This is a genomic window from Paenibacillus sp. FSL M7-0896, assembly GCF_037975415.1.
Classification (GTDB): Bacteria; Bacillota; Bacilli; order Paenibacillales; family Paenibacillaceae; genus Paenibacillus_AQ; species Paenibacillus_AQ silagei.
The window spans coordinates 1103238-1128666 of sequence record NZ_CP150250.1 but is presented as its reverse complement, the minus strand read 5'-3'; the positions used below and the strand labels follow the sequence as shown (position 1 = coordinate 1128666).

Genomic DNA, 25429 nt, shown 5'->3' with positions numbered 1-25429 from the left:
ACAAGCTGCTTTGTACAGGGATTTAGAGGCTTGATTCTACAAGGAGGATACCGGAATGCGGATTTTTGTAACGGGAGCAAGCGGCTTTATCGGGTCGGCAGTGGTCCGGGAACTGCTTGAGGGCGGACATGAAGTGGCCGGGCTGGTACGCTCCAAGGAAGCGGCCGAGCGGCTGGAGGCGGCTGGAACGAGAGCTGTTCGCGGCTCTATTGAGAACACAGAGCTTTTGCGCCGGGAAGCAGCTCAGGCCGATGCAGTTGTGCATACGGCATTCTATCATAAGTTCTCCCATGCCGGCCTGCCGGCAAAAATGCGGATTATGCTGGGCGGAAGTCCGGGGCGGGCGGCGGCACGTTTCATGGCAGCAGCAGTCGGCACGGATTGCCGCGCCATTCAGGCATTGGGAGCCGGGCAGTCCGGGCGGTCTGGAGCGCTTGTAATTGCGATCCCCACTATGACGCTCACTCCCGGAAGGCTGGCGACCGAGGAGGATGCAGGAGATGCCTCATCTATCGGAGGAGGACGGGTGGCGTCGGAGAAGGCTGTGCTCGCACTTGCCGGATCCGGCGTCAGGGCATCGCTGGTACGTCTGCCGCCGATCGTATACGGCAACGGCGACCAAGGCGGCCTGCTGCCCTCCCTGATCCGGGCCGCAAGATCCAAGGGCGCTGCCGCCTATATCGGGCAAGGGACCAATCATTGGCCCGCCGTACACCGGCTTGATGCGGCGCGTCTATTCAGGCTGGCCGTAGAGCAGGCTCCGGCGGGCACGCGGCTCCATGCTGCCGGGGAAGAAGGCTTGCCCTTCAGGCAGATTGCGGAAGCGATTGCGCGGCAGGCGAGTGTGCCATCCAAGCAGATACAAATGGAAGAAGCCGCTTCGTATTTCGGCTGGCTGGGCCCGTTTGTCTCGACCGACAATCCCGTGTCTTCAGCATTGACCCGCGAGCGTTTCGGCTGGAACCCGCAGGAGCGCGGCCTGCTGGCCGAAATCGCACAGGGTGATTATTTTACAGGCCAATCGCTGCGTTAAGCAAACCCCATAAATGATCGTACAAAGAACAAAGTTACTGGCTATGGAGCATGGAGCCCATCCCCACAAAAGAACATCATAATTCCTAAACAACGAGCAAGAGCCTTCCAAAAAGTCAGTACAAACTAACTTTCTGGAAAGCTCCTTTTTGGGTTATCCGTGAACCTGTTGCTTCCCTTCAATACTCAGATCTGCTCCCGGCACAGCGGAAGCCTCATCCCTGTAACGGCCAGCGTAACCTTCTCCGGCAGAATATAATCCTTCTCCAGATTGATATCATGCGACATATGCGTGTAGACCGCGCGGCGCGGCTGAACGGTCTCCAGCAGGTCGGCGGCTTCGGTCATATCATACACAGAGCGGGTGGATAACTCAGCTGCCTCGTAATAAAAGCTGGTTCCCAGCACCAGCAGATCCGCTCCATGCATACGCCTGGTTTCCTCCGTGGTCAGAGAGATTGAGTCCGGGCAGTACACCCAGATATATTCCTCCTTCTCCAGCCTGTAGGCATAGGAGTAACCATTCTTGCCATGGTTCACCCGCCATGTGCTAATCTGCCAGCCATCCAGCGTAATGCCGTCATCGCAAGGGATCATGTCGATATGCCCGCTGAGCCACGGGTATTGGCGCTGGATGACGGGAATGACCTCCGCCGGAGCGTACAGCTCTCCCCGGAAGCCCATCCAGCGGCAGCTGTCTGCCCATTCCGGCAGCCCGCCGATATGATCGAAATGCGCATGTGTCACGAGCAGACGCTTCATGGTGCGGTGCCCCTGCAGCTCCATCTGTCTCCGCCAGTCCGGTCCGCAGTCAATCGCCAGGAAGCCGCTGCCGTTATCTATAAGCACAGAAGAACGCAGGCGGTTATTGCGCCCGGTGGTTCTTGCTTCCGTACAGGTCTCACAATCACAGTAGACCCGGGGTACGCCCATGGCATCCCCTGTTCCGAGGAACACTAATGTATCCATATGCCTGCCCACCTCATCATCTTTTTTCTCGAATATCCGTCAGTTCATTATAGAACAGGAGCCGGTCCTTTGCACCCCGGCCTGTAAGACAGTAAAGAGCTGCCCTTCAGCCTGATCCGGCCGGAGAACAGCTCTCTTAATCCTTCGCACTCCACACTAAGCAGGTGTCTTCTAATCCTCTTCCGTCTCCTCTACCCGCCTAGATCCCGGCCAGCACCTGATACCATATGCCCCGCTTGGAGTACAGCGTGGTGCGGACTTCCTCCCAGCCGCCAAGATAGCTGATATCGAACAACCCGGCAGGAACCGGATACTGGCTCTCATGTGCCGCATAGACCTGCTGGTTCACGGGACGGAAGCCGAACTTGGCGAATATCTCCTGCGCCTCAGGCGTCGTCAGATAATCGACCAGCGCTTCTGCGGCCGCACGGGTACCGTGCTTATCTGCGTATTTATCCACCACGGCCGCAGGATTCTCGATCAGAATCGTATTCTTCGGGATGACCACCTCATACTTCACACCCTCTGCAATCCGCGCCAGCAGCTCATTCTCATAAGTGACGATCACATCGCCTACGCCGTACTCGAAGGCAGCCATGGAGGCCCGCCCGCTTTTATCCAGAGATTCGACGTTCCTGTGTATGCTCTCCAGGAAGGCCTTGGCAGCCGCAGGGTCCTTCACCCCCTCCTGCTCCTCAGAACGCTTCAGGCCGGCCCCGTAGATCGCGTTGATGTCCCACTGGGCACCGCCGGAGGTCTTCGGATTAGGGTAGAGCACCTTCACCCCCGGCTTCGCCAGATCGGCAAAATCATGAATCCCCTTCGGATTGCCCTCCCGCGTTCCCAGGGCCACAACCGACCGCGTCACCATGCCCGCCTCGCCGCCTCGCTGCTTCCAGTCCTTCTCCACAAGGCCCGCCTTGACCAGCTTCCCGATATCGCCTTCCATGGCAAGCAGCGTGACATCCGCCTCGAAGCCGCCGGCAATTGCCCTCGCCTGAGTGCCTGAAGCTTCATAGGACTGCTGGAATACGATAGTTTGACCGGTATCCGCCTTCCACTTTTCCGCGAACCCGGGGAGAATCTCGCCCATGGCATCCTTCACCACGCTGTAGGCGCCCACCACAAGCGTTAGATCTCCCTGCGGCGGCGCACCTCCCTCTCCTGCATCCGGCTGCTCATTCCCGCAGCCGGCAGCGGTCAGGGCGAACACCGCCAGCAGTAAGACCGTCAGCCATCCGTGCAGTTGTCTGCTCCTTCTGATAAGCCACATACCGGCGACACATCCCACTCATTTATTTTTTAGATAAATACAGGCATCGGATCTTTCTTCAGCCCATTCTCCTGAATCCAGCTCCGTTCCTCATTGAACAGGTAGGCGCGGTGTACCAGCACAGATATTTCCTGGCCCGGAGTCAGCGTTTCTTTCTCCAGAGAGCGGTAGGTGACCAGCTTATGTCCATTGATCTCAACCTCCACCAGCCATTCACTGCCGCGGAAATGCAGATGCTTCACAACGCCCTGCTCCGTGGCCGAAGCTATTTTGAATTCATGCAGATGGCCCACCTCAATATATTCCGGACGGATCAGCGCCTTGGTCGGCTTACCGCCGCCTGCGCCTTCGAAGCCCTTCAGCTCGGAAGCACTCCCGATCAGCGTCGATTCCCCGATGAAGGTTGCCACGAACGGTGTCTTCGGCTCTTTATAGATATCCCAAGGCGTACCCTTCTGCTCCAGCCGCCCCTGGTTAATGATCATAATCTCATCCGCAACTTCAATCGCCTCATCCTGGTCGTGGGTGACGAAGATTGAGGTGATCCCGACACGTTCGATCAGCTCCCGCAGCCAGGAACGCAACTCCTGGCGGATCTTCGCATCAATCGCCGCGAACGGCTCATCCAGCAGCAGCAGCTGCGGCTCAGGGGCCAGCGCCCGGGCAAAAGCCACCCGCTGGCGCTGCCCCCCGGACAGCTGATGCGGATACCGGCTCTCGAAGCCCTTCAGTCCGGTCAGCTCCACCAGCTCGGTGACACGGTCACGGATGACTGACTTACTAGCTTTCTTGACTTTCAGGCCGAAGGCGATATTCTCGAACACCGTCATATGCTTGAACAGCGCATAGTTCTGGAAGACAAAGCCGATCTCACGCTCCTGCGGCGGAAGATGGTTCACCGCCCGGCCGTGGAAAATAATCTCGCCGCTGTCCGGCGTCTCAAGGCCCGCCAGCATCCGCAGGATCGAGGTTTTGCCGCCGCCGCTTGGGCCAAGCAGCCCAATCAGATGGCCTTTGGTAATGCCGAAATGGACATCCTTCACCGCATGAAAATCGCCAAAATGCTTATCGAGTCCCCGGACCTCTACATGCATAATTAGTGCCCTCCCTTTCTTCTCTTGCTCCATTCCATAAGCAGCAGCAGTCCTGCGGAGAATGCGGCCAGCACCAGTGCTATCCCGCCCGCAGCCGTAACATTGAAATTCTCGACATCCTGATAGACCAGTGTGGTGGCCGTCTGGGTCCGGTTCATAATATTGCCTGAGACGACGAGCACCGCACCGAACTCACCCAGTGAGCGGGCCACCGTCAGAATCACTCCATAGATGACCGCCCAGCGGATTGAAGGCCAGGTCACCTTCCAGAAGGTCGTCCAGCCATATGCGCCAAGTGTGGACGCGGCCTCTTCCTGCTGGGACCCGATCTCTTGCAGTACCGGCATCACCTCACGCACCATTAGCGGGAACGTGACGAACAGCGTAGCAATCACCATTCCCGGAAAAGCATACACAATCTTCACTCCAATTTGCTCAAACAACGCACCCAGCGCACTGTCCGGCCCGAGCAGCAGAACGATCATCAGCCCTCCGATAACCGGCGATACCGCATAAGGCAGATCCACGATGCTGTTCAGCAGGCTTTTGAGGCGCCGGCCCAGCCAGTTCGCCCGTACCAGATACAGGGCCGTCATGATCCCAAACAGCGTATTCAGCAGCGTCACAACCACTACAACATATCCGGTCATCAGCAGCGCATGCAGCGCCTCGGGCCGGGTCAGGGCGTTCCAGAAGCCGCTCCAGCCTTCGCTGAAGGCCCCCATTGTCATCCTGCCAAGCGGAGCTGCAATCAGGACGAAGAACACGAGGTAGGTCAGTGCAATCCACAATCTTCTCATGATCTTCTCCCCCGCATCTGCATGAGGCTGATCAGCCAGAGAATCAGGAAGGATAAGGTCAACAGAATGATCGACACCGCGGCAGCTCCCGCCGGATTATCACTTTCGACCTCACCGAAAATATAAACAGAAGACACCAGCGTTCGCCCCGGAATATTGCCTGCCACGAGAACTACCGCACCGAATTCAGCGAGCGCCCGCGAGAAGGCCAGCATCCCGCCGCCGATCATGCCAGGTGCCATAGACGGCAAGATCACCTGTAGGAAGACCCTGCTGGGCTTCGCTCCCATCGTATAGGCTGCCTCTTCTTCCGAAGCGTCCAGCTCCTCCAGCAGCGGCTGCACCGCCCGGATGACGAAGGGGAATGTGACGAAGACCATGGCAATCACAATGGCAGGCTGGTGAAAAACAATCGTGAAGCCCAGCGATTCCGCAAGGCCCCCAATCAGGCTTCCCGGGCCCAGCAGCAGCAGAATCATCAGTCCGCCAACCGCAGTTGGCAGGGCAAACGGGAGATCAACAAGGCTGTTCAGCAGCGCCCTGCCCCGGAACTTATAACGGATAAGGACCCAGGCGATCATCGTGCCCAGCAGCACATTCGTAAGAGCCGCAATGACCGCCAGTTTGAGTGTTAACAGGACCGACTTCCAGGCAATCGGATCGCTCACACTTTCAGTGAAGCTTCCGAGCCCGGATGAGAATGAATTGTAATAGACCCCAAGGATCGGAAGCACAATCAGAATGACGAAATACAGTACAACCGTTGATCTAAATCCCCAGGTCCAGCCCTTGTGCCTGATCAGCGAATTCAATGGTCAACCTCCCACCTCCGGATAACCGGTCGGTATACTCGACTTTAAGGTTTGATTATTCCTATTAATATACTTGGTTTAAAGTTATTCCTACTTTACCAAATACCGCTTGCTGCCGTCAATTACTTTGTTAGTTTTTGGGTTAAAGTATAAGTAGCACTTGTTATATCCAAACCAGAGAGGGGCTGTTCATGATGCTTCATACTATGGAGATCACCACCAGCAAACGGGATGAAATGCGGGATATTACCCGCGAGGTTCAGGCTTATGTGAAGAATAGCGGAGTTCTTAACGGACTGCTGATTGTCTATTGCCCGCACACCACCGCAGGGATTGCGATTAACGAGAACGCCGATCCTGATGTGAAGCGTGATGTGTTGATGTGTCTGGATGAGGTCTATCCCTGGGAGCATCCTAAATACCGCCATGCCGAGGGCAATACGGCTTCCCACCTGAAATCCATTACGGCCGGTCCTTCGCAGACCCTGATTGTTCATGAAGGGGCTGTGCTGCTGGGCCGCTGGCAGGGCATCTATTTTTGCGAGTTCGATGGTCCAAGGCAACGCCAGTGCCACCTCAAAATTATGGAAGGCTAGCACTGCCTGCCCTTGTAGAAGAGCAGCTGCGCATGGACCGCGAAGCTGCTCTCTATACAATTTATAGTTCCTGTAACACTTTCACCATGCAAAGTTATACCAATGCAACGCTCTAAAGTACGAGCTGTTAAAAAAAACAGCTTTTTATAAACTGCGGCTTAATACCTTGACATGTGTCAGGGCGGCTTCCTTCACATCTTCAAACAACACTTTATCCTGAATATAATACGAAATGAATCCGTGAGCCGATAAGAATAAGGTCAACGGCACGTTCTGCCAGTCCTCCGATACATATCCCTCTTCCTTCATATGACGGCGGACAATGCTTGCAAATAACTCGAAACATCGGCCCTGTTCTGCCCGACAATACGCCAGCAGCTCTTCGTCGCGGATCATGAACATGATCTCATACTGATACGGATGGTTCAGCCCGAACCGGATGAACTCCATAATCAGCTGCTCCACCCGGGTCATTCCCTCTTCAGGCGGAGAGGTCATTGCTTGATTCAGCAGCGAAGCCACATGATTGAAATCCTCAACTACAATGGCGTAGAAAAGTTCGGCCTTCTCTTTGAAATGGTAATACAGGGAGCCGTGGCTATAACCCAGGTGCTGACCAATGCTGCGCATCGAAATGGCACGGTACCCTTTGGTGATGAAAAGATGCCTCGCCGCCTCCAGAATTCTTTCTCTCGACAACTCCTGTTCCACTGCTCTTCTTGCCATAATCTATTCCCCTTCGCTGTAGTAAAGCCGCCGCCCTTCCGTAACGAGGGATTGCCCCTCCGTAAGATCGGTTATCCATGCGATAAATGCGTCACCTTCATCATTACGCGGAAGACACAGCAGTGTAACTTTATCCGTAAACAAAGTCTCTCCGGTCTGGATATTCCGGCCCCGCAGTGCATTCTCCACCTTGCCCAGCCAGGTGTACTCGATTTCCACGAATACCTCCCGTCTCAGCACACGTGTAATGACCTCTCCGGCTTCCAGCGCCAGTACAGCGCCATCGGTATAGGCCCGAATCAGCCCGCCTGCACCCAGCATAATGCCTCCGAAATAACGGGTAACTACAATAGCGACATTCTTCACCTGTTGGCTGCGGATTACTTCCAAAATCGGTTTCCCGGCCGTTCCACTCGGTTCCCCGTCATCCGACTGTCTCTGGATCTCATCCCTCTCCCCGATCATATAAGCAGAGCAGTTATGCGTAGCATTCCAGTGCTGCTTCTTGATCGAATCGATAAATTGCACAGCTTCTTCCTCGTTCTCCACCGGCATAACATGCCCGATGAAGCGTGATTTACGGATTACGACCTCCCGCGAGCCGGGGGTACGTACCGTCCTGTATTGTTCCAGCATTGTTGTCCATTCCTTACTTTGCATGTGATGACTTGATATATATTAGGAGCAGCCCTGGTAGTGGTTACCTATGGACTGCTCCCTGATGACTTACTTTACTATGAATGATCTGCGGTTAGAGTGGGACTATTCGGTAAGTCTTGCTTCCAGTTCTGCCTTTTCTTTCTCGTAGCCTGGTTTGCCCAGCAGTGCGAACATGTTCTTCTTATAGGCTTCAACACCCGGCTGGTCGAACGGATTCACACCCAGCAGGTATCCGCTGATCCCGCAAGCCTTCTCGAAGAAGTACACCAGATAGCCGAAAGTATACGGCGTTTGGTCAGGAATGGTAACGATCAGGTTCGGCACCTGTCCATCGGTATGCGCCAGCATAGTTCCCTGGAATGCCTTCTTATTAACGAAGTCCATCGTCTGGCCGGTCAGGAAGTTGAGGCCGTCCAGATCATCCGGATCATTCTCGATCGTTACATGATGCTGTACCTTCTCCACTTGAATAACCGTCTCGAAAATGTTGCGGTTACCCTCCTGAATGAATTGGCCCATGGAGTGCAGATCTGTCGAGAAGTCCACCGAGGACGGATAGATTCCCTTAAAGTCCTTGCCTTCGCTTTCGCCGTACAGCTGCTTCCACCATTCAGAGACAAAGTGCAGGGACGGCTCGTAGTTCACGAGGATTTCTGTCGTCTTGCCTTTGCGGTAGAGCGCGTTACGTACTGCAGCATATTGATAGCTCTGGTTCGTAGCCACATCGGGATTGTTGAACTCATCGGCTGCGGCTGCGGCCCCTTGCATCATTTCTTCAATGTTAATTCCCGCTACGGCGATAGGCAGAAGCCCTACCGGTGTCAGTACGGAATAACGTCCGCCTACATCATCAGGGATGATGAACGACTCATAGCCTTCTTCGTTAGCCAGCTTCTTGAGTGCGCCCTTCTCCTTGTCTGTTGTAGCGTAGATCCGTTTGCGTGCTTCTTCCTTACCGTATTTCTTCTCCAGTGCTGCACGGAAGATACGGAAAGCAATAGCAGGCTCGGTAGTTGTACCGGATTTGGAGATTACGTTCACGGAGAAGTCTTTACCTTCTACCAGGTCAAGCAGATGCGTGATGTAGGTAGAGCTGATGTTATTACCGGCAAAATAAACCTCCGGTGTCTTGCGCTTGTCCTTGGACAGGTTATTGTAGAAGGAATGCGAAAGCGCCTCGATAGCTGCGCGTGCCCCCAGATAAGAGCCGCCGATACCAATCACGATCAGCACTTCGGAATCACTCTGAATCTTCTTGGCGGCCTGCTGAATACGGGCGAACTCTTCCTTGTCATAAGCTGTAGGAAGATCAATCCAGCCCAGGTAATCGGAGCCTGCTCCGCTCTTGTTATGCAATTGTTCGTGGGCCAGCTTCACCGGAGCGGCGAAGTAGTCGATCTCGGTCTGGCTGAAGAAGGAAAGGGCTTTGGTGTAGTCAAAATTAATCTTCTTGGACATCGGTAATGGTAGCCTCCTGTTTATCTCTTTAGATTTGACACCGTGTGTTGCAACATTATAATCTAGAATACTTTAATTTGCCTTGACTGGCAAGGTCTTAAGGCATATCCCCGGCTTTCCGAACCCTGTTTATGAAAAAATAGCTGAAAGCGGTTACTAAGCAGATAAGCAGACCTGTTCTGTGGAACAGGCTGTAACCTTCTGATAGAATGAAGGCAAACTTAGTTTCTATAATATGATCTCAGGAAAGCAAAGGTGGAATTGAAATGAAGCACATCGGCTTTATCGGACTCGGAACAATGGGAGCACCTATGGCGTCGAACCTGCTGCGAAGCGGCTTTGAGGTTACGGTGTATAACCGTACAGCAGAGAAATGCAAACCATTGGAACAGGAAGGTGCGAAGACAGCCGCCACACCGCAGGCAGCAGCGGAAGGCAAGGATGTTATTATTACCATGATCAGCAACGATGATTCGATCCGTGAAGTCTTCCACGGTGACCATGGCATTCTCGCCACCCTTCAGCCGGGAACAACCGTAATCGATTCCAGCACCATCTCCCCCGGCCTTGCAAAGGAGATCGCTGCTGAAGTTGAAGCACGGGGCGGCAGCTTCCTTGATGCCCCTGTAACCGGCAGCAAGCCGGCAGCTATCGACGGCACACTGGTCTTCATGGTCGGCGGACATGCCGAAGTGATTGAGAAGCACCGGGATCTCTTCGACTCCATGGGCCGTCTGCTGCTGCATATGGGCGCTAACGGCAGCGGCGCTGTAGCCAAGCTGGCTCACAATGCCATGGTCGGCATTCACAATGTCGCGCTCGCCGAGGGCTTCTCCATTGCGGTGAAGTCCGGGGTACCCGCAGATAAGTTCCTGGAGCTGGTGAAGAACGGATCAGCAGGCAGCAAGCAGGCCGAGCTGAAGGGCCAGAAGATCATTGATAACGACTTCAGCAACCAGTTCTCCCTTGCCCTGATGCTCAAGGATCTCAAGCTGGCGTCCTCGCTCAGTGATTCCACTGGCGTCCCTTCCCCTATGCTCGGCGTAGCCAAGAGCATGTTCCAGGCAGGCTTCAACCACGGCTACGGCGACGAGGACCTGTCTGCTGTGGTCAAATCCTACGAAGACTGGATCGGCCGGAAGATCGGCGAAGGTAACTAATGTAACGGCGGCTTTTCCAGAATCTGTTTATGATGGTGTTTCACACACTATTGTAAACAGGGGAGGAAGTTTCAATGCTGACCTTTGAACTCGCCCGGCCTCAAGATGCGGCCATGTTGGCGGATGTACAAAAAAGAACCTGCCTATTGTGTTCGGTTTTTCACCTACATTTGGACCATGTGCCGACGCTCAGCCTATTGTGTTCGGTTTAATACGAAAATAAAAGTCGGGATGCGACTGATGCACCCGACTTATTTTCATTCCTGGGGGTGACAAGGCCTCTGTCTTGTCATGCCTGTTTTCCGCATACATTCTGTATATGTAACTTGTAATCAGGGCGCAGCCAGGCAGTATCGGCTGCGCCCTTTTACTATGCGAGCATGGCCTTCTTGTCAGGAGTGAGAACGCAAAAATACCGGTGATTTAATCACCGGTACGGGAAGTTTATTTTACAGTATATGTACAAAAAAACATACGTTTTCCTTGCGTTAACTATAAAATTAATATAGCACAGAAATGTCAACATAACAAGCATTTTTATGGAAAATGAAGAAAATAAATGATTCTCCCCCTGGCAGCCTGGCAGCAAGGATCCAGAAGGCGCCCGACGCGGCTGTCCCCCTCTCCTCCCCTGATGATATGATCTTCTGCACGAAGGAGGCGACTGATATGCAAATTAGACTGAGAGATATCCGTAAAAGCTTCAAGGTGTACAAACGGCCCGAAGGGAAATGGGGACTGCTGAGAGGAGCGTTTATGCGGAATGTTACCCAGGTGGACGCGCTCGGCGGCATCAGCTTTGATATTGAGGAGGGTGAACTGGTAGGTTACATTGGCCCGAACGGCGCCGGCAAATCCACCTCCGTCAAGGTAATGAGCGGCATCCTGACACCCGACAGCGGAGAATGCACTATCTTGGGCAAGATTCCATGGAAGCACCGCGTAGAGCATGTATCCCGGATCGGTGTTATGTTTGGCCAGCGCTCACAGTTATGGTGGGATGTCCCGGTGGCAGACTCTTTTGACGTGCTGAAGGATATTTATGCCATTCCTCCAGGCGACTACCGCTTAAGATTATCCGAGTTATCGGCAACACTTGGAGTGGAAGCGCTCTTAAGGACTCCGGTGAGACAGCTTTCGCTCGGGCAGCGGATGCGCTGTGAGCTGGTGGCAGCACTGCTGCACCGGCCGAAGCTTCTCTTTCTGGATGAGCCAACCATTGGACTTGATGCGGTATCCAAGCTCGCGCTGCGCAATTTTCTGAAGGAAGAGAACCGTAAGTACGGGATTACGATGCTGCTGACCACACACGATATGGACGATATTGAGGCATTATGCGAGCGGGTCATGGTGATCGGGCACGGCCAACTGCTCTATGACGGGCAGCTCTCAGGTCTGCAGCAGAAATATGCGCCGGAGGTCGTCATGAAAGTGAACACGGATGCGATGATTGCTGCTATGTACAATGACTTGGCTTTGGGTTAAGCCCATCCACCCATCAGGAGGTGCACAATGAACTTTAGATATACATGGCGGGCCTGCAGCTCCCTCTTCCGAATCCGCATGGCAGAAGGGCTCCAGTACCGGGTGTCCGCCATATCTGGCACGATGGTCGGTGTGTTTTGGGCGCTTATAGAATGTGTGCTGTTCACCGTGTTCTATACATACAGCGAGAATGGCTCCTGGAACAATAACGGACTCAGCCTCCCTCAGGCCATATCCTATGTTTGGCTGGCTCAGGGGCTGTTTGTACTCCAGAGTATGAACATCGACAGCGAAATTATGGGCAAAATCAACAACGGCGACGTCGGTATCGAGCTGTGCCGGCCCATGAACCTGTACACCCACTGGTTTGTTAAAAGCTCGGCCGGCAAGCTCGGCACCAGTTGGATCAGGGGGCTGGCCACCGTACTCGCCGGGCTCCTGATGCCTGCCGGGTATGCCCTAGGGGGCCCTGCCTCATTGCCTGCACTATTCTATTTCCTTCTGTCGGCGGTTATGGCGTTTGTGCTGTGCTCGGCCTTCGCTATGCTTGTGACTGCGATCCGGCTGAATATCACTTGGGGGGACGGACCGACCTATATGCTTCTACTGCTAAGCGGCATATTGTCCGGCACCTACCTCCCCCTGCGGCTCTGGCCTGATTTCATGCAGACCTTCCTGTACCTGCAGCCGTTTGGCGGATTTGCCGACATCCCTCTACAGCTATATATAGGCAGCGTGGCTACTGCCGCCGCATTGCCCGGCATCGGCTTACAGCTCCTCTGGAGCCTTATCTTTATCGCGGCGGGCCGGATGATCATGAAACGCAGATTACACAGCATTATCGTCCAGGGAGGGTGAGAGTAACGTATGCTTGCTGAAGGTAAAATTTATTGCAAATACTTGCGGATGCATCTGCTGTCCGGCATGGAATATAAGGGCTGGTGGCTGATGCTGATTCAGGTGCTTACTGTGGTGATCTCCGATCCCATAGCCACCGTCCTGCTGTTCTCCCGCTTTGGCAATATCGGCGAATGGACCGTCGCCCATATCATTCTGGTGTACTCGCTGGCGGTGGCTTCCTTCGGACTTGCCGAGAGCGTATGCCGCGGCTTTGATTATTTCCCGTGGCATCTGCTGCGCTCCGGCGATTTCGACCGGCTGCTGCTCCGCCCGCGGTCCCTGTTCGTGCAGGTCGCCGCTTCCAGATTCCATCTGCACCGGCTGGTCCGGCCGTTTACAGGGATCTGTGCTGCGGGCTGGGCGCTGGGACAGCTCGGAGTTCCCTTGACGCCCAGCAGACTCGGCATTCTGGCGATGGCGCTGGCCGGAGGCTGTCTGATGTACTGTGGAGTGTTCGTGCTAACCTCAGGTCTTGCTTTTTTCACGATCAAAGGGCTGGACTGGATTTTTCTGCTGACCAACGCCAGCTACCAGATTACCCGCTGCCCAGAGCCCTATTTACCGCGAATGCTAAAATCTGTGTTCAGCTTTGTGCTCCCAATGCTGTTCATCAGCTTCTATCCGGCGGCCACCGTCTGCGGCTGGGATTATCCCCGCTGGCTGGGCTTCCTCTCGCTTCCCTCTGGAGCTGCCTTCCTCGGAGTGTCTCTGCTGGTATGGCGCATAGGCGTGAGGCATTACAAAAGCACGGGGAGCTGAGCTCCGCTGAAGCTGACAATACAAAAAAAGCACCCCGGGACCATGAATCTTCCAGGGGTGCTTTTTTTCTACCACTTTCTTTTACACAATCGGGTAAGAACAGCAATAATCAGTTAATGCGAATACTTCCAGAGCAAACTTGGAGTTGCCGGGAACATGGAAGGTTTCCGCCCCGTCAATGTCCTTCCACACTTCAGTACCGGGAAGCAGCACCTTAAGCTTGCCGGAGAGAATCTCCATCGTCTCGGGGCCATCGGTGCCGAATTCGTATACGCCAGGCAGCATAATGCCGAGTGTCACCTTAGTGCCGTCTTCCAGTGTAACTGTACGGCTGGTCACTTTTCCGTCGTAATAAATATTGGCTGCTTTTTGAATTGTCGCGCCTGTAAACTGACTCATGTGCTTATTCTCCCCTTTGTCGTTAGATCCGTCTATTATAGCAGCGCTTTTACGCGGCTGACTACATTTTCTACAGTGAAGCCATATTCTCTAATTACGGTGTCGCCAGGGGCGGAAGCGCCAAAGGTAGTGATTCCCAGAATGTCACCCTGGTCGCCTGTATAACGTTCCCAGCCGAAGGTTTGCGCCATTTCGATAGCCAGACGGGCTTTCACTTCAGGCAGGATAACGGAATCGCGGTATGCTTTATCCTGCTTCTCGAACAGATCCCAGCTCGGCAAGCTGATGACACGAACATCAATGCCTTCTTCGGCAAGCGCAGCCTGAGCCTTAACCGCCAGCTGTACTTCAGAGCCTGTAGCAATGATCTGTGCCTGTGGAGTGCCGTTCTTGGAATCAGAGACCACATACCCGCCGCGTTTGATGTTATCGCGTACACCGTCTACGGTTCCAGCCAGGATCGGCAGGTTCTGACGGGTCAGGACCAGTGCTACCGGATTGGCGGTATTCTCCATAGCGTATGCCCAAGCTGCAGAGGTTTCATTGGCATCAGCCGGACGAATGACCGTCAGACCCGGAATGATACGCAGGGAAGCAAGCTGTTCAATAGGCTCATGGGTAGGACCGTCTTCACCGACAGCGATACTGTCATGGGTAAGCACATAGGTTACCGGCAGCTTCATGATGGAAGCCAGACGGACAGCCGGACGCAGGTAATCTGTGAAGACGAAGAACGTACCGCCGAACACCTTAAGACCAGTGTGCAGTGCAATCCCGTTCATGGCTGCAGCCATTCCGAATTCACGTACGCCGAAGTAGATATTACGGCCGTCATAGGATTCGGAGGTGAATTGGGACAGACCGTTCAAGTGCGTCATGGTCGAGCTCTCCAGATCGGCTGAACCCCCAACCAGCTGCGGGATACCGCCAGTCAAGCCGTTCAGTGCATTACCGGAAGCCACACGGGTAGATACAGCTTTGTCTTCTGCTTTATAGAATGGTAGATTAGCATCCCAGCCTGCAGGAAGCTCACCCTTCAGTGCAGTTTCGAGCTGTGCAGCAAGCTCTGGGTATGCTTTTTTGTAGGCTGCAAATTTCTCATCCCATGCTTTGTTAGCGGCGATTCCTTTGGCCTTCACTTCAGCGAAGCTGGCACGGACTTCATCCGGTACATAGAAATCTTCTTCATATACCCATTTGTAGTATTCCTTCGTCAGCTTCGTTTCATCGGCACCCAGCGGGGAGCCGTGGGTACCGCCGTGGCCGCCTTTACCTTGCTTGTTCGGGCTGCCGTAGCCGATGACTGTCTTCACTTCGATCAGCGTCGGTTTGCTGCTGTCTGCTTGAGCCTCTTCAAGAGCCTTAGCCAGTGCAGGAAGATCGTTACCGTCTTCTACGCGCAGAACCTGCCAGCCGTAAGCTTCAAAACGCTTAGCAACATTCTCGGAGAATGCAAGGTTGAGCTTGCCGTCTAGGGAGATATCATTCGAATCGTACATTACAATCAGCTTGCCCAGCTTCAGGTGTCCGGCAAGTGAAGCAGACTCGGAAGAGATCCCTTCCATCAAATCACCGTCGCCGCAGATGGCGTACGTATAATGGTCAATCACGTTATGTTCATCTTTATTGTAAGTCGCACCCAGCTGCGCTTCAGCCATTGCCATACCTACAGCCATACCGATACCTTGTCCAAGCGGACCGGTTGTCGCATCTACACCGGCAGTGTGGCCGACTTCCGGATGTCCCGGAGTTAAGCTGCCCCATTGGCGGAACTGCTTCAATTCTTCCATAGGCAGATCATAGCCGCTGAGGTGCAGCAGGCTGTAAAGGAGCATGGAACCATGTCCGGCAGACAACACGAAGCGGTCACGGTTGACCCAAGTCGGGTGGTCCGGGTTATGATTCATCGTCTTGGCGAACAATTGGTATCCCATAGGTGCGGAGCCCATCGGCATACCCGGATGTCCGGAGTTTGCCTTTTCAATGGCATCAATGGCAAGTGTACGGATCGTAGTGATGGCCAGGTTGTCCACCGTTGAGTTTTCTTCTTTATGAATGGCTTGATCTTTTGCTTGTTCAGTCATTACAATAATCCTCCTCGAATCAAGAATGTCATTTTGACTATTATTGTATCACGGAAGTGGAAGCATTTCCAATTGTTTTTGCTGCAGCTTATATTTAGCGGCTTCTGTCGGGTCTATGCACGCCTGTGCCAGATTCACGGTGCTTCAGGAGGTTCTTTTTGGAGATACGGATAGGAATCCAGAAACTTAGCCTTAAGTCTAGTTTCTAATTAAGACTAAAGTTTGTTTTACAAAGCGGATTTATACAGTAAGATGGAAGTACCACAGCGGAATTTTAGCCGGATTATCCATAATTTCCAGCAGAAAGGAATTCAGAAGATGACTGCAAACAGAGACATTTATATTGTGCTGACCGGAACAGGCACGGCCTTCAGCGGAATTATTAAATGGTTCACCAAAGCGGAGCTGAATCATGCCTCGATTGCTTTTGACAGTGAGCTGCGTGAGGTCTACAGCTTCGGCCGAAAAAAAGTGTACAACCCGTTTATTGCCGGACTTATCCATGAGAACTTCATCCATCCGTTCTACAACAGTGCAGATTGTGCCATCTACCAGCTCAGAGTCAGTGAGGAAGAGTACAATACTATGTATAACCATGTCCAGGGTATGATGCAGAATCAGGAGCGTTATAAATATCACCTGCTCGGTCTGGTCGGTGTGCTGTTGAACATCCGGATTGACCGGGAGAACGCCTATTTCTGTTCCCAATTCGTCGCCTCTGTATTAGAGGAAACCACCGTTCATCCGGTAGCCAAGCCCTCCTGCTTCGTTACTCCCGAGGATTTCGCTTCATCCCTGTGTGCCCACAAAATATTCAGCGGCAAACTCTCCTACTATATGGACCGGAGTCATTCTGCGGACCTCAGAGGTTCCAGTCTACATAACCCCCAAACTACTAATCCGGCAGATTTTGCAGCCCCAAGGCTGCGGCTGCATGAAGAACGGACCGAGGGAATCGTCTGAACGATCACCCTCCGCCCGCTTGATGCCAAGTAAAACAAAATCATAGTAGCACATAAGGCATAAGGATTGCGTCCCGCGTTATTTTACACGATGGCTCTGATAATATTCTGTCCAATCTCCAAGAATTGTTACCGCCACTGTATCCACCTTGGTCTGATACTCATTAGTTGCGGTAAAGGTAAAAGTAACCGGACCATCCGGCAGCTGTTCGAACGATGGGTCGGCCAGCTCACCCGTCCATAAGGTCTTGTCACTCCCGGTCGGACTCAGCGCAGCCGTGTATCCTCCAGTCATTGTGACTTGCACGGTATACGGCAGTCCGGTAGCTGTCCCCTGCAGCACAAATTTTTCGCCAGCCCAATAGACACTATACCCCCGCGGACTTTCAGGCGAGCCGCTCTGCTTCATATTGTACGCCTGACGGTTGCCATTCCACTCCTCTGTATGACGGACAGCCCCCTTGATGCTAAGCAGGTTAACCATAAAGTACTTTCTTGCGGACACAACACTCCAATCAAATCCATCGAAGACCTCAACTTCTACAGCATATTTTTCGTACTCTGCTAAGGCTCCATCCGGTACCTTCCATTGTTTTGAACTTGAACCCTGGTCACCGGACTGCACCTTAACCGCACCTGTGGCCAGATTTATTATCCGCACCCGGAAGCGCTGCTGCTGATCCCCGTCCTCATCCTGATAATCCCACTTGATGATTGGTGTCAGCGTGCTGGCAATGGTAGGCTTGTTGGGGCTGTCACTTGTCGGATAGGTAATTGAGACCTTGGGCAACCGGTTCAACACGGTAATGCTATGGGACAGCTCTCTGAACAGTCCCAGGGAGTCCGTAACAAGCTGCCGATACGTAAAGGTACCGTTTGTAGTAAACTTTTTGTTAAAATCGCCTTCTGTGCTCACAAGCCCCTCTACACCAGCCGCCGGCTTCAAGAAATACTGATGACTTATGCTGTCTCCTTTCGGAATATCCTCATCTGTTGCCGTGCTCTTGATATTAAGCACATCCGTCCGGTAGATTGCTACCTTGGTGGCATCCTTTCCGGTATCCGTAATGAGGGTGAATCCCGGCTGGGGCGGATTGTCGATGATGAAGGCTTTTTCGTTTGATACCTCGGACCAGGAGCCTTTGGAATACGCCCGCCCCAATACCGTGAAGTACTCGAAGCGATTGAAGGTTCGGTTCGGAACTTGATACTGACGGATCGATCCGCTGCCATCTGTATTCTCTACCGTTTTCTCCAATAGCCCTTCTTTGGTGAAAAATTCAAGCCTGTACTTTTCCTGAGGATCATTCTCCGGATCGGAGTAGGTCCACTGAATCAACGGGTCCCCCTGCTTCTCTGCATCCAGGACGGTAGGGTTCCCTACTGTACCCGGCGGAGAAGTGATCGTCATGGACGGGGCTTCGTTTTTGATTACATTCACTTTGAGTGACTCAATATTTGACTTCGCCCCAATCTGGTCCACTGCCCAATGTTCCAGGGTGTATATCCCCGGTTCCGGGAAGCTGATTTCGATGCTCGGCGTCTTATATAATTTGGTGGTGCTGTCGCTGTCTGTCACCTTCCAAAAATATTGAAGACTGGCGATATCCGATGGATCTCCATCATTATCAGATGATGTGAACTGCTTCGTATCGAACTGATACACCGCCCCTGGCCCGTTGATGGCAGCCGTAGGGACATGGTTGAGGACTTTGAACGTCCGTGTCGCATTAGAGGAAAGCGACCCGTCTGAAGCTGTCAGGCGCATTTCCCAGCCATCTGAAATAGCTTGTTGTGGTGCAATGCCACTACGCGCGATCAGATCCCGGATGGTGATCACCTGGTTTCGGTTACCTCCGGCATAATAGTACGGGCTGCTATTGATCCGGGCATTCCAGGCATAGCTTAGCCAATCCCCATCCTCATCCGGGTCTGGTGTCATATTCTCCATCGTAATGACCGTATCCCGGTACACTTCCACCGGCATATTGAAGGCAGCTGCTGGCGGGTGATTCAGGACTTGTACCGTTTGGCTGTAGGGCTGCGACCATAGCCCGCGGTTATCATGGACCTGAAGGGTTAACTGATACGTCCCCACGCCAAAGGCAGCGATATTCGGCGGCACCGCCGCGCCGCCCGAATGACTCCATACCTGTTGCCAGCCATCTTTGATCACCGTCCAGTTATACACATCGAGTGGATCATTATCCGGGTCGAAGGACTTATCAGTGATGGTGGTAACTTTGCGGTACGATACAATGTTGGGCTCTACGGTAAACAGCGCTACCGGTGGCAGATTGCCGGCCGCACCCACCGTTTGCTGTGACCAGTCACTCCAGACGCCAACCCCGTTCTCTCCATCGATGTCCCGCACTCTTAGCCGGATATCATATTGGTCATTGGTCGGTAGCTGTGCCGGCGGATATCCATCGGTCCAGACTTGCCCTTCCGTCTTCTTGTATTGCCATTGCCAATCCATGATCCCTTTATTGGAGGCGGTGACATGATCCAAATCGTAGGAGCTGTCCGTGATCTGCAGCCATCCGCCTGACAGCCGGGCACTGAATAGCGCAATTGGCTTGCGGTGCACATGGAACGTCATCGAAGACAGGTTATTCCGGCTCCATTTCCGGTACACGTCGAACCGGTCGTCATCCTTGGGATTGTCACGCCCCTGGAACGTGGCCACGTAGGACCCGCTATACGGGAAAGTCGTATAGGGTGAACTTCGCCATAATCCAGAATCCCAAATGATCCCCATCGAATTATCAAAGAAATACGGATCATGATCAAACCGGTACCGTTCTTCCCGCTTAGGGTCCCATTCCGAGTCAAAGAATTTCGTTCTGGTTTCTACAGGGGTATTGATCAGGACAAAGGACTTGTTCCGCATCTGCTGTTTGACATTAATCGTAAGCGCCGCCTTCGCGGTCATTCCCGACGGGTCGGAGGCTGTGATGTTCACGGTGTAGGTCCCCGGCGGGATCGAGTCTTGCAGCACGTCCAGTGGGATATTGAATGGTTTGGACAGCTTGGCTTGAGGCACCACCGTCTTCTTGTAGAAGACACCAGGGATCTCGGCGGTGACGGTAACGTCCTCGTTATCTGGATCGCTGACATACCCCTCTATGTTGATTCCGCTGAGGCCCGAAGCATTAACCAGCGTAATTCCATTCGCTGTTCCTACGGACAGGCTAGGGGCATAATTGGGTATCAATTGAGCTACTCTAGTCATGTACGGCGACCACCAATAGGTTTTCGTCCAAGCCAACACTCGAATGCGGAACATTTCTGGATCTTTATCTAGTCCTGGCGTATAATCACTTGGCTGATAATAGTTATATCCTTGTGCATACTCATTCGGATAGGTGTTCGCCATCAAGTTCCGTATGTTGGACATATCTACATCAATAACAGCAGGCATATAATATCCTTGAGATGCTACTGCATTGGTGTGTAACTTTCCCCAATCTGCTGACCAGTTATAATACTGACCATAAAAGTCAGGTGTTCTAGGATCATTACAGCTCCAGTTATTATCATCACCATAAGCATTTCTGTTTAATTCATACTGGTACGCCTCTTTGGTATAAATGGAACTACACATTTCGATTTCCATGGGCTCCGTATATCCGCCCCAATCAGGCCTCCCCGTTGTATAGGTGACATGCAAGTTAGAGCCTGGAACAATATCATAGGTCATTCTTTTGGTCGTTTTATTAAATTTAAGATTGGTTACCTTCAGAGCAGGGAAATCAATGACAACCTTATCATCCTGATTGGCATGTCCCCCTCGCCCAGCTTCAAAGACAATATCCCGGTAATAAATGAAATTGTCCTCTGCCGCCTGCACCGTACTGGCCAGTCTCGTCATTTCGACAACTGGCTGCGGCAGTGCGGGAATGAGCAGCAAGTAGGCCATAAGCAAAATGATACTTCTCTTGAATCTCTTCAATGTCTGCCTTCCTCCCCTACAAGTCCCAATCGACTTCTGGCGCGCGGTTATCTATTTCTACCGTCCGCTCCACCAGCGCTTGTTTGATCGAATCGGTATACGAATCTGCAGAACGCCGGTCCGCCTCCGTCACGTAATCCTCAATGGTCGGTTGACCAAACTCTTCAAAGACCGTCAACCGGATCTCGTATCTCCCCACCTGAGTCAATTCCAGCTTAGGATTAATCTCATTTCCATTATTGAAAATCTCCCAATTCTCATCGGTAAACCGCCCGTCATTATTGGAGTCGTACCGATACTCCCAGATCCGCCGGTTCAGGGTATCCTTGTCTGTGGAAAAGGATCTGTCCGTAATTTGGATGATCGCTCTATTCCCCTTCTCCGGGTCCCGATACATTTTTTGGGCAACGTCAAAATAAACACTTGGGACTTCGTCCGGTGCAATATCGAACGTGATTTCCCCATCTGCACCATAGCCGGCTGTATTCTCAACATGAATATTTGCTTTGTATTTCCCTGGCTTCCGGAAGAGAACGTCCTTGCTCTCCAGCTCGGCCAGACTGCCGCTGTATTTGATATCTGCATTAGTCCCGCCGCTGACTGCGCTGATCGTGACCTGAGTTTTAGACTTAATGATCGGGAATCGTGTCGGGCTTGTGCTGCTGTTGGTGAGCGTGGTTTTCCGGTTCTGCTTCAGCGATCCGGTGATCTCCAGGCTTGCGGATGGGGTTGGCTCAATGACCGTTACCTCCGTGCTGGTGCTCCCGATCAGCCCGTCATTATCGACAACGGTAAGCATTATGGGGAATGTCTGTCCAACCTTATCCCGTGTGTACCACACATAGCCTCTGGCTGTATTTTCAATCCCGCCCTCTGCTCCAGGAGTTCCCCAGGCATAGTCCGTAATGTATCCGTCCGGATCGGAGGAAGCTCCCCCGTATACCATCATGTCAGAACCGGCCTTGACGTACTTGGGTGCGCTGATCCGGGCAATGGGTGGCTTACCTTCCGGCTTGCTCGGCGTGCCCGGTATGGATGGATAGGTAATGGGGTTGTCCTTCTTATACACCCCGGCCGAGACTTCCATTTTCTGTTCCAGGGAGGTTATCGAACCGGACTTGGTAACCACCGGATTCTTGAACCGAATAATCACTGTCAGCGCGTAATCCTGCTTGAAGCTGTCACCGGTCACCCGGCTGGCCGGGATCTGGAAGTCAAAGCTTTTCGATGCGGTGAGCATTTTACCGTATTCTTTCTTCATATCAGCTTTAGCGGATCCATCCTTTTCACGGGCATAGAATACCCATTCCTCGATGTTAGAGGAATTTGTGTAACCCAGCAGCTCGCCTTTAACGTTGATCTTCACATCGACCTTGCTGCCTTCCAGCTTGATTGGGTTTGGACTCGGCTTCTCTAGCGTGGCCGTTCCGTTCAACGTAGCCTGGTCAGGTGGGGAATAATCAAAGGTGACCGAACCGGCATAGCTGTAGGATGTGACTTTGGCTTCAGCGTCGAAGTAGTAAGGGAGAGTTACGTAATAAAGCCAACCTCGAGCATGACCACCTCTTCCAAAACCTTCGGATACTTCTTCTGGTCTCCTTTTTTCAGACGGTACTGAATAATTAATTATAAACTTTCCATTTTTAATGGAAGTTTCTCCTTTATCACCTTTAAGAGCTTGTGGATTAAGCTTGATGCTAGATTGAACTATACTACTATAGGGAACCTGTGTTTTATCTTTCCTATACCAAGTTGCCGTGCTCGGACTGACAGGATCTGACTTCGTGGATACAGTCCTTTTTGGAGGATACTCTGAGGGTATAGAAGCATCCCCTGCATTGACGTTATAACTTTCGTTAATTCCCTTGTCTTCTTTATAGTCATTAATCTGCCATCTTCGGCCATCTGAATAGCGCCAGATGGAGTTTCCGGGAACAGATATAAAAGAATCTTCAAAACCACCGTCCATTCCTGTTACTGGAAATATTTCATCCTTCACATTCCCCTTCAGTGTAATCTTGATCTTTCCGTTCTCGACCATGATTGTTCCTACGACAGTATTATTTCCGTTGTATTTGAGTGTCCCCATCTTGATCGACGGGCCAGTGACCCCACTTGGAAGATCAAGATAGAACGTTTTAGCGCTGTTATTCGAGCCCGTTAAGCCAGTAGTAGTCGGTAAACTTACACTGCCCTGCTTGGTACCTTCTGTCTGTGCAGAGTACATCATAGTAGGCATGAGTACCAAGCAAGCGAAGATGATAAAAGTCGTAATCCATACTTTTTTTTTCATTGTTTAATATCCTTTTGGTTCCACAATATATTTCGAGATAGAATTATTTCTGTTATCTACACGGATCTTAAAATAATTAAAGTTTCCAGTGTACAAATACGCTTGGTACGTACTGAGCTTTTCTCCCGATTTTAGACTCCAATCCCAAAGAGATTGCTTGCTATTTTTGATATCTGTCATTTTATCTGGCATACTAGTATACGCTTCGCCTTTGGACAAATCCCCGAAATTCAAACGCCATTTGTCTTTTAAATCCTTAACGTTTTGTTGAACCATACTCCCACTCTTATTTTCCACAGTGATCTTCGTCCAAATAAAATACTGAGCATTCCCTAAGTTATAACCATACGTTTTACTCAACACCTGAGCATCCTTCGACTTAGAATCAAAGATCATAATCTTCTCCAGCGTATAGCTCAGCCCGCCGGCCGTAACCGTAACTGGCAGCTCCACATCCTTCACCAATCCGTACTTAGAAAGGTTGTCTCTCATAATCGGAGCAGTTGGCTTTGCAGCGGCAGTTGCCTGTGCAGATCCCACTTGACCTAAAATAGAACCCGCCAACAGTGTTGTTGCTAACATTGCTTTCATCATTATCTTTTTCATGTAAATCTCTCCTTTAGTAGTTTGTGCGGCCTGCTAAGGTTCGCCTAAGGGCAGGCCGCAATTATCCTGATTTACATATTAAATTTATACTCCTGAACCGCCGGTACCGTGATCGCCTCTTGAACTTTGCTTCTGGAGATCAGCACCGGATGCTGCGTTTGAATCACTGCAATGACCGAAGGACCCTGTATGTATTTGGTGATACCGTAAGTACTGTCCTCATAGAGCAGCGGAAAAGTATCGCCCGTAGATTCATCCACGATGTCGAACTTGACGATCTTCACTTGAGCCTGAAGCCGGCTCCCCGCCAAGGGGGATAAGCCGTCATCCAGTCCCAGATTACTCTGCAGGGTATGGCGGAAGGTGGCATAAGCCTCAGCGGGATCAATGACCAGACGGCCTTGGGCTCTCGCTGCTTCGTTCAACTCCTGTGATGCGTCATGGACGGCCATATTATTGGCATCCTTAAGCATGCTGCGCACCTGGTCCCATTCCTGATTCTGAATCTGAAAAAACCAGGAATAAATAAAGATCAAGAGGACAAAGGCCAGTTTGATAATATAATCCATAGGTTAGCTTCATCCCTTAATTAATCGAGATATTCACTCATGATTGAGCCATGTCCATAGTACTGTGTTGGCTGGGATACGCCGGAGAAATTGTAGGGGAACAAGTTCACCCGCGGTGCGGTTACGTACACATCAATCCGCTGTTTGCGTTCAAGGATCACTTCTGTTCCGCTGGTTATCTTAATCGAACCTTCGGGAAATCCTACAGCTTTCAGATTCGAAATGACCTCAGCCTTCATGGAGGCAGTGACCATCCCTTCTGTCGCTGCCTTTTGCGTAATATAAGAGGTGTTGGCCTTGACCTGCAGATCGAGCAGATAATCGATGTACGTAAAAATCGGCTGCAGGATAATAAACAACACCAGCCACATGAACAAGGCCCGGAGGACGGTTGCCTTCAAACGCAGCGCCTCCTTTTAATACTTCTCGACAGCTTTGACATGAGTGATAATATCATCCTGGCTGCCGCCGATGATGCTTGTTGCCCCAGCAATAAAAATCCCGGCAATCACAAAGCCAATAGCCAGAAACAGCGCGACGGAAATCGAGTCCTTCTTCATCTCTGTTACACCAACGGACTGGCGATCGTATACGTTACTGCCGCTTCCACAGAAACTGCGGGCTGAATCATACTAACCGCCGGGATATCAGGTCTGTTGTCATCTGCTTTATCGATTACGTCCCGTACCACAGGAATCAATACGGCAATTACGATAGCCACACACAGAAACCCGATAGCGATAAATAACCCGGTAGAAATAGCGTCTTTTTTCATTGTTAATATCTCCCTTTTGATTGTATATTTTAAAATGATTCTTGAATATAACAAAAATTTCA

General features: G+C 51.9%; 24 protein-coding genes. 7 read left to right on the top strand and 17 right to left on the bottom strand.

Annotated elements, in window-relative coordinates:
* The first annotated feature begins 55 nt into the window (after positions 1-55).
* Positions 56-1033 carry an SDR family oxidoreductase gene (locus MKY12_RS04810; RefSeq protein ID WP_036727572.1) on the top strand — a complete coding sequence of 326 codons (978 nt, stop codon included), beginning with the start codon at positions 56-58 and terminating at the stop codon, positions 1031-1033.
* 185 nt (positions 1034-1218) lie between these two features.
* Here MKY12_RS04810 and MKY12_RS04805 read toward each other — a convergent pair whose 3' ends face one another.
* The 5 genes from MKY12_RS04805 to cysT all read right to left on the bottom strand — a co-directional run bounded on the left by MKY12_RS04805 (position 1219) and on the right by cysT (position 5980).
* The gene (locus MKY12_RS04805; protein ID WP_036727571.1) at positions 1219-2001 is read right to left on the bottom strand and encodes an MBL fold metallo-hydrolase; all 783 of its coding nucleotides are present in this window, start codon (positions 1999-2001) and stop codon (positions 1219-1221) included.
* Positions 2002-2200: 199 nt separating this feature from the next.
* Positions 2201-3274, bottom strand: a complete 1074-nt coding sequence (locus tag MKY12_RS04800; protein ID WP_339254270.1) for a sulfate ABC transporter substrate-binding protein — start codon at positions 3272-3274, stop codon at positions 2201-2203.
* 29 nt (positions 3275-3303) lie between these two features.
* A complete protein-coding gene (cysA, locus tag MKY12_RS04795; protein WP_036727567.1) occupies positions 3304-4368 on the bottom strand; it encodes a sulfate ABC transporter ATP-binding protein in 1065 nt (354 codons plus the stop codon).
* Between the two features lie 2 nt (positions 4369-4370).
* Positions 4371-5168, bottom strand: a complete 798-nt coding sequence (locus tag MKY12_RS04790; protein ID WP_036727565.1) for a sulfate ABC transporter permease subunit — start codon at positions 5166-5168, stop codon at positions 4371-4373.
* Positions 5165-5980: a sulfate ABC transporter permease subunit CysT gene (gene cysT / locus MKY12_RS04785; protein WP_036727564.1), complete on the bottom strand. Its 816-nt coding sequence runs from the start codon at positions 5978-5980 to the stop codon at positions 5165-5167. The genes MKY12_RS04790 and cysT overlap by 4 nt, the downstream gene beginning before the upstream one ends.
* Positions 5981-6174: 194 nt before the next feature.
* Between cysT and MKY12_RS04780 the strand changes: the two genes are divergently transcribed.
* On the top strand, positions 6175-6576 hold the full coding sequence (locus MKY12_RS04780; RefSeq protein WP_339257323.1) for a secondary thiamine-phosphate synthase enzyme YjbQ: 402 nt from the start codon (positions 6175-6177) through the stop codon (positions 6574-6576).
* Between the two features lie 144 nt (positions 6577-6720).
* On the opposite strand, the gene MKY12_RS04775 is transcribed toward MKY12_RS04780, so the two are convergent.
* From MKY12_RS04775 to MKY12_RS04765, 3 genes are all read right to left on the bottom strand, one after another.
* Positions 6721-7302 (bottom strand): TetR/AcrR family transcriptional regulator, encoded by a 582-nt coding sequence (locus MKY12_RS04775; RefSeq protein WP_339254268.1) that lies wholly within the window; start codon positions 7300-7302, stop codon positions 6721-6723.
* A 3-nt stretch (positions 7303-7305) separates the two neighbouring features.
* Positions 7306-7938: a YigZ family protein gene (locus tag MKY12_RS04770; RefSeq protein ID WP_209876642.1), complete on the bottom strand. Its 633-nt coding sequence runs from the start codon at positions 7936-7938 to the stop codon at positions 7306-7308.
* A 126-nt stretch (positions 7939-8064) separates the two neighbouring features.
* Positions 8065-9420, bottom strand: coding sequence for a glucose-6-phosphate isomerase (locus tag MKY12_RS04765; RefSeq protein ID WP_036700477.1), 1356 nt, complete (start codon positions 9418-9420; stop codon positions 8065-8067).
* Positions 9421-9680: 260 nt separating this feature from the next.
* Here MKY12_RS04765 and MKY12_RS04760 point away from each other — a divergent pair, with 260 nt between their 5' ends.
* From MKY12_RS04760 to MKY12_RS04745, 4 genes are all read left to right on the top strand, one after another.
* Positions 9681-10580: an NAD(P)-dependent oxidoreductase gene (locus MKY12_RS04760; protein ID WP_327196471.1), complete on the top strand. Its 900-nt coding sequence runs from the start codon at positions 9681-9683 to the stop codon at positions 10578-10580.
* Positions 10581-11249: 669 nt separating this feature from the next.
* On the top strand, positions 11250-12065 hold the full coding sequence (locus MKY12_RS04755; protein ID WP_339313078.1) for an ATP-binding cassette domain-containing protein: 816 nt from the start codon (positions 11250-11252) through the stop codon (positions 12063-12065).
* A gap of 27 nt (positions 12066-12092) precedes the next feature.
* A complete protein-coding gene (locus MKY12_RS04750) occupies positions 12093-12923 on the top strand; it encodes a hypothetical protein (RefSeq protein WP_339313077.1) in 831 nt (276 codons plus the stop codon).
* Between the two features lie 9 nt (positions 12924-12932).
* Positions 12933-13724: an ABC-2 family transporter protein gene (locus MKY12_RS04745; RefSeq protein ID WP_339313076.1), complete on the top strand. Its 792-nt coding sequence runs from the start codon at positions 12933-12935 to the stop codon at positions 13722-13724.
* 81 nt (positions 13725-13805) lie between these two features.
* Here the strand turns inward: MKY12_RS04745 and MKY12_RS04740 are convergent, their stop codons facing one another.
* Both MKY12_RS04740 and tkt read right to left on the bottom strand, forming a co-directional pair.
* The gene (locus MKY12_RS04740) at positions 13806-14123 is read right to left on the bottom strand and encodes a pyrimidine/purine nucleoside phosphorylase (RefSeq protein ID WP_339254261.1); all 318 of its coding nucleotides are present in this window, start codon (positions 14121-14123) and stop codon (positions 13806-13808) included.
* 35 nt (positions 14124-14158) lie between these two features.
* Positions 14159-16207 (bottom strand): transketolase, encoded by a 2049-nt coding sequence (tkt, locus tag MKY12_RS04735; protein WP_339254259.1) that lies wholly within the window; start codon positions 16205-16207, stop codon positions 14159-14161.
* A 318-nt stretch (positions 16208-16525) separates the two neighbouring features.
* Here tkt and MKY12_RS04730 point away from each other — a divergent pair, with 318 nt between their 5' ends.
* Complete coding sequence (locus MKY12_RS04730; protein ID WP_339222834.1) at positions 16526-17170, top strand: hypothetical protein; 645 nt, start codon at positions 16526-16528, stop codon at positions 17168-17170.
* A gap of 78 nt (positions 17171-17248) precedes the next feature.
* Here MKY12_RS04730 and MKY12_RS04725 read toward each other — a convergent pair whose 3' ends face one another.
* The 7 genes from MKY12_RS04725 to MKY12_RS04695 all read right to left on the bottom strand — a co-directional run bounded on the left by MKY12_RS04725 (position 17249) and on the right by MKY12_RS04695 (position 25367).
* Positions 17249-21124 (bottom strand): hypothetical protein, encoded by a 3876-nt coding sequence (locus tag MKY12_RS04725; RefSeq protein WP_339313075.1) that lies wholly within the window; start codon positions 21122-21124, stop codon positions 17249-17251.
* A 16-nt stretch (positions 21125-21140) separates the two neighbouring features.
* Positions 21141-23417 (bottom strand): hypothetical protein, encoded by a 2277-nt coding sequence (locus tag MKY12_RS04720; protein ID WP_339313074.1) that lies wholly within the window; start codon positions 23415-23417, stop codon positions 21141-21143.
* A gap of 3 nt (positions 23418-23420) precedes the next feature.
* Positions 23421-24023 carry a hypothetical protein gene (locus tag MKY12_RS04715; RefSeq protein WP_339313073.1) on the bottom strand — a complete coding sequence of 201 codons (603 nt, stop codon included), beginning with the start codon at positions 24021-24023 and terminating at the stop codon, positions 23421-23423.
* Positions 24024-24094: 71 nt separating this feature from the next.
* Entirely contained in the window at positions 24095-24592 is a 498-nt protein-coding gene (locus tag MKY12_RS04710; RefSeq protein WP_339313072.1) for a hypothetical protein, read from the bottom strand.
* A gap of 20 nt (positions 24593-24612) precedes the next feature.
* Entirely contained in the window at positions 24613-24993 is a 381-nt protein-coding gene (locus MKY12_RS04705) for a hypothetical protein (RefSeq protein ID WP_339254249.1), read from the bottom strand.
* Positions 24994-25008: 15 nt separating this feature from the next.
* The gene (locus tag MKY12_RS04700) at positions 25009-25152 is read right to left on the bottom strand and encodes a hypothetical protein (protein ID WP_155991580.1); all 144 of its coding nucleotides are present in this window, start codon (positions 25150-25152) and stop codon (positions 25009-25011) included.
* 5 nt (positions 25153-25157) lie between these two features.
* Entirely contained in the window at positions 25158-25367 is a 210-nt protein-coding gene (locus MKY12_RS04695) for a hypothetical protein (RefSeq protein WP_339313071.1), read from the bottom strand.
* Positions 25368-25429: the final 62 nt, after the last annotated feature.